The organism is Streptomyces sp. DH10 (assembly GCF_029813805.1).
Taxonomy (GTDB): domain Bacteria; phylum Actinomycetota; class Actinomycetes; order Streptomycetales; family Streptomycetaceae; genus Streptomyces; species Streptomyces coeruleofuscus.
In genome coordinates this window covers 1-10212 of the sequence record NZ_JARVKU010000051.1, presented here as the reverse complement: position 1 = coordinate 10212, position 10212 = coordinate 1, and the positions used below count along the sequence as shown (strand labels likewise).

Here is a 10212-nt window from a genome sequence, read left to right as displayed (position 1 = left end):
GCCCGGCACTGTGCGTGCCGGGCCGGCCCCTTGTCCGATGCCCCGTCGTCTCACGGGGCACCTCGATTGATCAGTCCGTGCCGGAGTCCATCGCGGCGCGGTCCAGCCACGCGTCCTCCTCGGAGACCGCGCCCCGGGAGGCGATGGCCTCGGCGCCGCCCTGGGGCAGCTCCGGCATGGTGCCGATCAGCCCGGTCGCGGCCGCCTGGGAGGCGCCGATGGTCGGGCTGCCGGTGCCGATCAGGCCGATGCCGGCGTACTGCTCCAGCTTGGCGCGGGAGTCGGCGATGTCCAGGTTGCGCATGGTGAGCTGGCCGATCCGGTCCACCGGGCCGAACGCGGAGTCCTCGGTGCGCTCCATGGACAGCTTGTCCGGGTGGTAGCTGAACGCCGGGCCGGTCGTGTCGAGGATCGAGTAGTCCTCACCGCGCCGCAGCCGCAGTGTCACCTCGCCGGTGACGGCCGCGCCGACCCACCGCTGGAGCGACTCGCGGATCATCAGCGCCTGGGGGTCCAGCCAGCGGCCCTCGTACATCAGCCGGCCGAGCCGCCGTCCCTCGGTGTGGTACTGGGCGAGGGTGTCCTCGTTGTGGATCGCGTTGACCAGACGCTCGTAGGCGGCGTGCAGCAGGGCCATGCCCGGGGCCTCGTAGATGCCGCGGCTCTTGGCCTCGATGATCCGGTTCTCGATCTGGTCCGACATGCCCAGGCCGTGCCGGCCGCCGATGGCGTTGGCCTCCATGACCAGGTCGACGGGGGAGGGGAACTCCTTGCCGTTGATCGTCACGGGGCGGCCCTGCTCGAAGCCGATCGTCACGTCCTCGGTGGCGATGTCGACCTCGGGGTCCCAGAACTTCACGCCCATGATCGGCTCGACGGTCTCGACGCCGGTGTCCAGGTGCTCCAGGGTCTTCGCCTCGTGCGTGGCGCCCCAGATGTTGGCGTCGGTCGAGTACGCCTTCTCCGTGCTGTCGCGGTAGGGCAGCCCGTGGGCGAGCAGCCACTCCGACATCTCCTTGCGGCCGCCGAGCTCGGTCACGAACGCCGCGTCCAGCCAGGGCTTGTAGATCCTGAGGTGCGGGTTGGCGAGCAGGCCGTAGCGGTAGAACCGCTCGATGTCGTTGCCCTTGAAGGTCGAGCCGTCGCCCCAGATCTGGACGTCGTCCTCGAGCATCGCGCGCACCAGCAGCGTGCCCGTGACGGCACGGCCGAGCGGCGTGGTGTTGAAGTACGCCCGCCCGCCCGAGCGGATGTGGAACGCGCCGCAGGTCAGCGCCGCGAGGCCCTCCTCGACCAGCGCGGCACGGCAGTCGACCAGACGCGCGATCTCGGCCCCGTAGGTCTTCGCACGGCCGGGCACCGACGCGATGTCGGGCTCGTCGTACTGGCCGATGTCGGCGGTGTAGGTGCACGGGACGGCGCCCTTGTCGCGCATCCACGCGACCGCGACGGAGGTGTCGAGACCGCCCGAGAAGGCGATGCCGACGCGCTCGCCGGCGGGCAGGGAGGTGAGGACCTTGGACATAGAAAGAGTATGTATCACTTTGCATAGTCATGCAAGCCGGGTATGCGGAATCGCGCATCGCGTTCGCGCGATCACGCATGGGGGACCGCCTCCAACGCGGCTCCCGCTCAGGAACTCTCGGAGCCGGGCCCTCCGAGCGCCCCCAGGATCCGCTCCGCGGCGAGCGTCGGTGTCAGCTCGCCCTCCCGGACCCGCTGCTCCAGCACCGGCGCCAGCGCCCGTACCGCCGGATCGGCGTGCAGGCGGCCGAGGAGTTCCTCACGGACCATGGTCCAGGTCCAGTCGACCTGCTGGTCACGGCGCTTGGCGGTGAGGCGGCCGGTGGAGTCCAGCAGCGTGCGGTGCTGTTCGAGGCGCTCCCACACCGTGTCCAGGCCGCTCGACTCACGGGCGCTGCAACTGAGCACGGGCGGGGTCCAGAACGCGTCCTTGCCGTGCATCAGCCGCAGCGCGCCCGCCAGCTCGCGCGCGGCGGCGCGGGCGTCGCGCTCGTGCGGGCCGTCCGCCTTGTTCACGGCGATCACGTCGGCCAGTTCCAGCACGCCCTTCTTGATGCCCTGGAGCTGATCGCCCGTGCGGGCGAGGGTGAGCAGCAGGAAGGAGTCGACCATGTTCGCCACCGCGGTCTCGGACTGACCGACGCCGACCGTCTCCACCAGGACGACGTCGTAACCCGCCGCCTCCATCACCACGATCGACTCACGCGTCGCCTTGGCGACCCCGCCCAGCGTGCCCGCGGTGGGGGAGGGGCGGACGAACGCCGCCGGGTCCACGGCCAGCCGTTCCATGCGCGTCTTGTCGCCCAGGATCGAGCCGCCGGTACGGCTGGAGGACGGGTCGACGGCGAGCACCGCCACCCGGTGCCCGAGCCCCGTCAGCATCGTGCCGAACGCGTCGATGAACGTCGACTTGCCCACGCCCGGCACCCCGCTGACCCCGATCCGCCGGGCCCGCCCGCTGTGCGGCAGCAGCGCGGTCAGCAACTCCTGGGCCAGCACCCGGTGCTGAGGGCGGGTCGACTCGACGAGCGTGATGGCCCGGGCGATGAGCGCCCGCTTCCCGTCGAGTACGCCCTTCACATACGCGTCGACATCGATCACAGGTCGTGCCCGAGTCCGTCCGACAGCCGCTTCACCAGGTCGTACGCCGCGTCCGGGATCACCGTCCCGGGCGGGAAGACCGCCGCCGCGCCCATCTCCAGCAGCGTCGGCACGTCCTGCGGCGGGATCACCCCGCCGACCACGATCATGATGTCCTCGCGCCCCTCCTCGGCCAGCGCCTCGCGCAGCGCCGGGACGAGGGTGAGGTGACCGGCCGCCAGCGAGGAGACCCCGACGATGTGCACGTCCGCCTCGACGGCCTGCCGGGCCACCTCGGCCGGGGTCTGGAACAGCGGGCCGACGTCCACGTCGAAGCCGAGGTCGGCGAAGGCGGTCGCGATCACCTTCTGGCCGCGGTCGTGGCCGTCCTGGCCCATCTTCGCGACCAGGATGCGCGGGCGGCGGCCCTCGGCCTCCTCGAAGTCGGAGACCAGGGCCCGGGTGCGGTCCACGGACGGGGACTCCCCTGCTTCGTTGCGGTACACGCCGGAGATCGTACGGATCTGGCTCGCGTGCCGGCCGTACACCTTCTCCAGGGCGTCGGAGATCTCCCCGACGGTCGCCTTCGCGCGGGCCGCGCGCACCGCCAGCTCCAGCAGGTTGCCCTCGCCGCCGGCGGCCCGGGTCAGCGCCTCCAGCGCGTCCTGGCACGCCGTCTCGTCCCGCTCCGCCCGCAGCCGCCGCAGCTTCTCGATCTGCTGGGTGCGCACGGAGGAGTTGTCGACCTTCAGGACGTCGATCTGCTCGTCGGTCTCGACGCGGTACTTGTTGACGCCGATGACGGGCTGCCGGCCCGAGTCGATCCGGGCCTGGGTGCGGGCCGCCGCCTCCTCGATGCGCAGCTTCGGAATGCCCGCGTCGATGGCCTTGGCCATTCCGCCCGCGGCCTCGACCTCCTCGATGTGCTGCCAGGCCCGCCGGGCCAGGTCGTACGTCAGCTTCTCCACGTACGCGCTGCCGCCCCACGGGTCGATGACCCGGTTCGTGCCGGACTCCTGCTGGAGCAGCAGCTGCGTGTTGCGGGCGATGCGCGCCGAGAAGTCGGTGGGCAGGGCCAGCGCCTCGTCGAGGGCGTTGGTGTGCAGCGACTGGGTGTGGCCCTGGGTGGCCGCCATGGCCTCCACGCAGGTGCGCGTCACGTTGTTGAACACGTCCTGCGCGGTCAGCGACCAGCCGGAGGTCTGCGAATGGGTGCGCAGGGACAGGGACTTGGCGTTCTTCGGGTCGAACTGCCTCACCAGCTTCGCCCACAGCAGCCGTGCGGCCCGCAGCTTGGCGACCTCCATGAAGAAGTTCATGCCGATCGCCCAGAAGAACGACAGCCGGGGCGCGAACGCGTCCACGTCCAGGCCGGCTTCACGGCCCGCCCGGATGTACTCCACGCCGTCCGCGAGCGTGTACGCCAGCTCCAGGTCGGCCGTCGCGCCCGCCTCCTGGATGTGGTAGCCGGAGATGGAGATGGAGTTGTAGCGCGGCATCCGCTGCGAGGTGAAGGCGAAGATGTCGGAGATGATCCGCATCGACGGCTTCGGCGGATAGATGTAGGTGTTGCGGACCATGAACTCCTTGAGGATGTCGTTCTGAATGGTCCCCGCCAGCTTCTCCGCCGGTACGCCCTGCTCCTCCGCCGCCACGATGTACAGCGCCAGCACCGGCAGCACGGCGCCGTTCATCGTCATCGACACCGTCATCTTGTCCAGCGGGATCCCGTCGAACAGCTGGCGCATGTCGTAGATCGAGTCGATCGCCACGCCCGCCATGCCGACGTCACCGGTCACCCGCGGGTGGTCGCTGTCGTAGCCCCGGTGCGTGGGCAGGTCGAAGGCGACCGACAGGCCCTTCTGCCCGGCCGCGAGGTTGCGCCGGTAGAACGCGTTGGACTCCTCGGCCGTGGAGAAACCGGCGTACTGGCGGATCGTCCAGGGCTGGTTGACGTACATCGTCGGGTACGGGCCGCGCAGATACGGCGCCGCGCCCGGATACGTCTGAAGGAAGTCCAGGCCCTCCAGGTCGCGCCCGGTGTACAGCGGCTTGACCGCGATGCCCTCCGGGGTCTCCCACAGCAGGTCGTCACCGCCGGAGGCGTTCTTGACCGCCGTACGCCACTCGTCGGGGCCGCCGTCCGAGGACGGGGTCCCCAGCTCGATCCCGGAGAAGTCGGGGACGGAACGGTCGGAGGGGGCGGTCATCAGGACACTCCCATGCGGTCGAGGGTCGCGGAGAGCACGGCCACGGCATCGCAGCCCGCGAAGACGTACGCGTCGACACCGGCGTACCGCCCGGGACGGCCCGCGAGGAACACGTGCCGCGCACCGGCGGCCTTCAGGGTCCGGGCGGTGGCCTCGGCCTGCTCCTCGTACAGCGCGTCGCTGGAGCACAGCACGGCCTCCGTCGCGCCGCTGTCCTCGAAGGTGCCGTCCGTGACAGGCTCGATGCCGCCCGCCTGGAAGAGGTTCGAGGCGAAGGTGAGGCGCGCGGTGTGCGCGGCGGCCGGGCCGATCGCGGCGAGGAAGATCCGGGGCCGCGAACCGGTCGCGGCGAGGTGGGCGTCGGAGCGGGCGCGCAGCGCCTCGAACTCCTCGTCGCGGCGCACCCGCGGCAGCCCGCCGGACGGCGGCTCGGGCGCGCTCTCGCGGACCACCGGCTTCTCCGCGAGATACGGGAACTCGCTGACGCCCGTGACGGGTTCGCGCCGCTTCGCCAGCTTCGTACGGCGGGCCTGCCAGGTCTCGGCCAGGTCCTGCGCGAGGTCTCCCGACCGCAGGGCCGCCGCCTGGCCGCCGAGCCGCTCGATCCGCCGGAAGAACTCCCAGCCCGCGTGGGCGAGTTCGTCGGTGAGCCGCTCCACGTACCAGGAGCCGCCCGCCGGGTCGATCACCCGGGACAGATGCGACTCCTCGATGAGGATGGTGGAGGTGTTGCGGGCGATACGGCGTGCGAACGCGTCCGGCAGGCCGAGGGCGTGGTCGAAGGGCAGCACGGTGACCGAGTCGGCCCCGCCCGTCCCGGCGGCCAGCGTGGCGATGGTCGTGCGCAGCATGTTCACCCACGGGTCGCGGCGCGTCATCATCACCGGGGAGGTCACGACGTGCTGGAGCTGCGCTCCCGCGCGCGGCGCCCCGCAGACCTCGGCCACCCGCGCCCACAGCCGGCGCGCGGCCCGCAGCTTGGCGATCGTCAGGAACTGGTCGGCGGTCGCCGCGTACCGGAACTCCAGTTGCGCACACGCCTGTCCGACGCTCAGCCCGGCCTCGGTGAGGTGCCGCAGATACGCCACTCCCGTGGCCAGCGAGCAGCCCAGCTCCTGGGCGGCCGAACCGCCGGCCTCGTGGTACGGCAGCGCGTCCACGGTCAGCGCCCGCAGCCCCGGGTACTCCTCGGCACACAGCCGCGCGAGCTCCGCCGCCGGAGCGACGTCGCCCTCCTGCCCGCTCCGGGCCTCCTGGCCCAGCGGGTCGGCGCCCAGATTGCCGCGCGCCGCCTCCCGGGCGACACCGCGCTCCTCGTACAGCCGCAGCAACTCCCGCGCGGCGGCGTCGGAGTCACGCCCCGCGTCGAGGACGACGGGGGCGAGGTCGAGATGGACGCCGTCGAGGACCCGGCCGAGCTCCGGCACCGGGATGCCGCCTTCCCCCACGGCCAGCCACAGGGAGGTGACGCCGTTCTCGAGGTCCGCGAGCACCGCGCCGCCGTCGGCCACCGTGTGCCGCTGCCGTACGTCCCAGCCGCCGAGCGTGTTCCCCTCGGCCCGGCCGCCCCGCACAAAGGGGGCGAATCCAGGCAGGCCCGGCTCGGGCGCGGTGTCGTGCGCGGTGTAGAGAGGCCGGGTGCGCAGCCCGTCCTCCAGCGCGGTGGACAGGGCTTCCTCGGCCTCGGCGCCCTCCACTTCCTTGCCCGACTTGCGCAGCACACCCGCCACAAGGCGCTGCCACTGCTCATGGGGCACATCAGGGAAGTCGCCGGCCAGCTCGAGCCCGTCGTCAGGCAGGACCGTCATGCTCGGATGCTAGGACACGGACACAGAGGAGCAGCAGTGGGCGAGGCTGTGACCTTTCCCTCGCCGTTTCTGTGATCCCGATCTCCCTTGCGGGGAGGGGTTCACAGGGCAACCGGACAGGGAGCAGCTTCCGACAGGGAGCCGCCCTACGACAAGGAGCGTGCACGCCATGGGTACCGCCGTCCACGTCCCGCAGACCCGGGACATGATCGGAGACGAGCTCTCCGGAGACGAGGCGTTCACCGCCCTGAGGCACTACGGAGGGCTGCGGCTGCTGGCCGACTCCTTCGCACGGTTCCGGTACGCGGACGGCTTCACCAACGCGCGGGCCCTCGCCTTCCAGGTCGTGCTCGGACTGGTCCCGTGCACCGTGGCGCTCGTCGGTCTGGCCACGTCGGTGCACACCGAGGGCGTGGGCCGGGTCATCGAGCTCACCCTCGGCCGGATCGTGCCGGGGGCCAGCGCGCAGATCGTCCAGGACGCCTTCGAAGGGACACGCCGCACCGCGCACGGCGACGTCTGGGGCACGCTCGCCCTGTGGCTCGGTCTGGGCTTCGCGCTGCTGAACCTCGCCTCGGCCATGGGCCAGATCGAGCGCGGCGCCAACCGCATCTACGGCATCGAGCGCGACCGTCCCTTCCCGCGCAAGTACGGACGGGGGATCGTTCTCGCGCTCGCCGCCGGTCTGCCCCTGGTGCTCGGGTTCGTCGTGCTCGTCGCCGGCGAGGCCGTGGGCGACGCCGTGGCGGACTCGGGCGGCTGGGCGGACAGCGGATCGCGGTGGTGGGGTGTGCTCGACGTCCCCGTGGGGCTCGCGCTGGCCTGGGTGGCCTCCGCCGTGATCTTCCGCTGGTCGCCCCGCCGCGTCCAGCCCGGCTACACCTGGCTCGCCTTCGGCTCGGCCGTGCATCTGCTGCTGTGGGTGTCGGCCACCTGGCTGCTCGCGCTGTACGTCGAGGAGAGCGGTGCCTTCGGAGCCGTGTACGGGCCGCTCACCGCCTTCATCGCCCTGCTGCTGTGGGCCAACCTCACCGCCGTCGCGCTCTTCCTCGGCATCGCGTTCGCCGCCCAGCTGGAAGCGGCCCGCGCCGGAATCAAGTCAGCCGTCCGGCCGGACCCGGGACCCGGCGCCTGAGCCCGGACGCCGGCCGAGCAGTCGCAGCGTCCTCAGCCGCTCGCCGCGGCGGTCACCGTCGCGGGGTCCACCCCGGTCAGTTCGGCGATGCGGTGCCGTGGCACGCCGGCGGCCAGCGCGCGTCCGATCAGGCCGTCCCGCCCGTCCGCGCAGTCGCGGTAGGCGAGCAGCTCCTCCTCGATCCGGGCGAGCGGCTCCGGTGCCATCCGGTGGCGGACCCGGCTCAGTTCCTCGTCGCTCAGCGGGACGGGCAGCCGTTCCGCTCCCTCGGGAATGGCCGCCGTCTCCTCCGGCGGCAGCAGGCGCAGGTGCGGTGAGTCCGGCGTGCTTCCCTGAGCGTCCAGCCACGCGCGTACCGCGGGAGTCTCCATGCAGGCGAGCTCTCCGACGGCGGCGGGGGCCACGCCGAGCCGCGCGGACGCGTCGTCAAGCAGGAACAGGTAGGCGTCATCGGTCATCCTCGGCTCCTTCTCAACTGGGGGCTGATCGACCTCCCATTACCCCGCCGCGCCCGGAATACCACCGGCTCCGGCAGTCCCGTCCGTCGCGGACAGAACCTGTCCGCAACTCTCGCTACCGTGCCCCTATGACGAACACCAAGCGGAGCGTCGCCGGCACGGCACCCCACCTCGGTACCCGGGCCCTCAACCGCGCCACTCTCGACCGCCAGTTGCTCCTGCGCCCGGCCCGGATCGCCGCCGCCGCGGCCGTCGAGCACCTGGTCGGTCTCCAGGCGCAGAACGTCAGGCCCCCGTACTACGCGCTCGCCGCCCGCCTCGACGGATTCGCCCCCGAGGCGCTGTCCCGGCTGATGGCCGGCCGCGAGGTCGTCCGGATCGTCACGATGCGCTCCACCATCCACACCCACACCGCGGACGACTGCCTCACACTGCGTCCGCTGGTGCAGCCCGCCCGGGACCGGGAGCTGACGCAGTTCCGCAAGGGGCTCGCCGGTGTCGACCTGGACCGGCTCGCCGCCCTCGCCCGCGAGCTCGTCGAGGCCGAGCCGCGCACCATGAAGCAACTGCGCGAGGCCCTGCTCCAGCAGTGGCCGGACGCCGACCCGCAGGCCCTGTCCGTCGCCGCCCGGTGCCGTCTCCCGCTCGTGCAGGTGACCCCGCGCGGCCTGTGGGGCCGCAGCGGGCAGGTGAGTCTGACCACCGCCGAGCACTGGCTCGGGCGTCCCGCCGGACCGGCCGCCACGCCCGACGCGGTCGTCCTGCGCTACCTCGCCGCCTTCGGCCCGGCCTCCGTGCGGGACATGCAGGCCTGGGCCGGACTGACCCGCCTGCGCGACGCCTTCGAACGACTCCGCCCGCGACTGGTCACCTTCCGGGACGAGGGCGGCACCGAGCTCTTCGACCTGCCGGACGCCCCCCGCCCCGACCCGGACACCCCGGCCCCGCCGCGCTTCCTGCCCGAGTTCGACAATCTGCTGCTCTCCCACGCCGACCGCACCCGCGTCGTCCCGCCCGAGTACCGGGGCCGCTCCTGGCAGGGCAACTTCGCCTACTGCACGCTCCTGGTCGACGGGTTCCTCGCGGGGCTGTGGCGACTTGAGGAGCACGCGCTCGTGATCGAGCCCTTCGGCCGGCTCACCGGGGCACAGCGGGACGAGGTCACCGCCGAGGGGGAGCGGATGCTGCGGATGATGCACCCGGAAACCTCGTACGACATCCGCTTCGGTGCCGTACGGACGTAGCCGGCGCGGCGTTTCAGTCGGCCCGGCCCGTCACCGCAACCGTCACGCCCAGGCCGATCATCGTGCAGCCGCCCGCCCCGCCGATCAGCGACAGGCGACGGTCCGAGCGGGCGAACCAGGTGCGGGCCGCTGACGCGGTCAGGCCCCACAGTGTGTCCGTGACGAGGCCGATCGAGATCGGTACGAGGCCCAACAGCAGCATCTGCAAGGTCACATGGCCCGCCGAGTGGTCCACGAACTGCGGCAGGACGGCGGCGAAGAACACCACGCCCTTCGGATTGGTGACACCGACGAGGACCCCGTCCAGGAGCGTCCGGAGATCGCCGCGAGCCTGTCCGGTCGACCCGGTGGCGATCTGCGACGCCTTCAGATCCCTGCGGTGCCGAAAGGCCTGCACGCCCAGGTACACCAGATATGCGGCACCCGCCAGCTTCACCGTCAGGTACACCGTCACCGACCGCTCGACCAGCGAGCCGATCCCGACCGCGACCGCCACGACCAGCAGGTAGGAGCCGACGACATTGCCGAGGGCCGTCGCCACGGCGGTGCGGCGGCCGTGCGCGAGGGCCCGGCCGATGACGAACAGCACGCTGGGTCCAGGGATCACGATGACCAGGAGCGACATCACGGCGAAGGCGAGGAGACGATCTGCGGAAACCATGAACATCACTCCCATCCGCCGCTATTCAAGCACTTGAACCCGGCCTATGACATGGAAAGGGGGCGTTGCGGGCCGCTCGTGGAGGCCCGCAA

At 71.9% G+C, this 10212-nt stretch carries 8 protein-coding genes; 2 read left to right on the top strand and 6 right to left on the bottom strand.

Annotated elements, in window-relative coordinates:
* Window positions 1–70 precede the first annotated feature (70 nt).
* The 4 genes from argG to QC385_RS43730 form a co-directional block, all read right to left on the bottom strand.
* The gene (gene argG, locus QC385_RS43745; RefSeq protein ID WP_279546982.1) at window positions 71–1525 is read right to left on the bottom strand and encodes an argininosuccinate synthase; all 1455 of its coding nucleotides are present in this window, start codon (window positions 1523–1525) and stop codon (window positions 71–73) included.
* A gap of 107 nt (window positions 1526–1632) precedes the next feature.
* Entirely contained in the window at window positions 1633–2625 is a 993-nt protein-coding gene (gene meaB / locus QC385_RS43740) for a methylmalonyl Co-A mutase-associated GTPase MeaB (protein ID WP_279546981.1), read from the bottom strand.
* Window positions 2622–4814 (bottom strand): methylmalonyl-CoA mutase, encoded by a 2193-nt coding sequence (gene scpA, locus QC385_RS43735; RefSeq protein WP_279546980.1) that lies wholly within the window; start codon window positions 4812–4814, stop codon window positions 2622–2624. Before scpA ends, meaB begins: the two co-directional genes overlap by 4 nt.
* Window positions 4814–6622, bottom strand: coding sequence for a methylmalonyl-CoA mutase family protein (locus QC385_RS43730; protein ID WP_279546979.1), 1809 nt, complete (start codon window positions 6620–6622; stop codon window positions 4814–4816). The genes scpA and QC385_RS43730 overlap by 1 nt, the downstream gene beginning before the upstream one ends.
* A gap of 169 nt (window positions 6623–6791) precedes the next feature.
* Here QC385_RS43730 and QC385_RS43725 point away from each other — a divergent pair, with 169 nt between their 5' ends.
* On the top strand, window positions 6792–7757 hold the full coding sequence (locus QC385_RS43725) for a YihY/virulence factor BrkB family protein (protein WP_279546978.1): 966 nt from the start codon (window positions 6792–6794) through the stop codon (window positions 7755–7757).
* Window positions 7758–7789: 32 nt separating this feature from the next.
* Here the strand turns inward: QC385_RS43725 and QC385_RS43720 are convergent, their stop codons facing one another.
* Window positions 7790–8215, bottom strand: coding sequence for a DUF6003 family protein (locus QC385_RS43720; protein ID WP_279546977.1), 426 nt, complete (start codon window positions 8213–8215; stop codon window positions 7790–7792).
* A gap of 128 nt (window positions 8216–8343) precedes the next feature.
* Between QC385_RS43720 and QC385_RS43715 the strand changes: the two genes are divergently transcribed.
* Window positions 8344–9459 (top strand): winged helix DNA-binding domain-containing protein, encoded by a 1116-nt coding sequence (locus QC385_RS43715; protein WP_279546976.1) that lies wholly within the window; start codon window positions 8344–8346, stop codon window positions 9457–9459.
* A 13-nt stretch (window positions 9460–9472) separates the two neighbouring features.
* On the opposite strand, the gene QC385_RS43710 is transcribed toward QC385_RS43715, so the two are convergent.
* Complete coding sequence (locus QC385_RS43710; RefSeq protein WP_279546975.1) at window positions 9473–10120, bottom strand: LysE family translocator; 648 nt, start codon at window positions 10118–10120, stop codon at window positions 9473–9475.
* Window positions 10121–10212: the final 92 nt, after the last annotated feature.

Coding starts and splice junctions, on each gene's coding strand:
- argG (WP_279546982.1), bottom strand. CDS start 1,525: ATGTCCAAGGTCCTCACCTCCCTGCCCGCCGGCGAGCGCGTCGGCATC.
- scpA (WP_279546980.1), bottom strand. CDS start 4,814: ATGACCGCCCCCTCCGACCGTTCCGTCCCCGACTTCTCCGGGATCGAG.
- QC385_RS43730 (WP_279546979.1), bottom strand. CDS start 6,622: ATGACGGTCCTGCCTGACGACGGGCTCGAGCTGGCCGGCGACTTCCCT.
- QC385_RS43725 (WP_279546978.1), top strand. CDS start 6,792: ATGGGTACCGCCGTCCACGTCCCGCAGACCCGGGACATGATCGGAGAC.
- QC385_RS43720 (WP_279546977.1), bottom strand. CDS start 8,215: ATGACCGATGACGCCTACCTGTTCCTGCTTGACGACGCGTCCGCGCGG.
- QC385_RS43715 (WP_279546976.1), top strand. CDS start 8,344: ATGACGAACACCAAGCGGAGCGTCGCCGGCACGGCACCCCACCTCGGT.
- QC385_RS43710 (WP_279546975.1), bottom strand. CDS start 10,120: ATGGTTTCCGCAGATCGTCTCCTCGCCTTCGCCGTGATGTCGCTCCTG.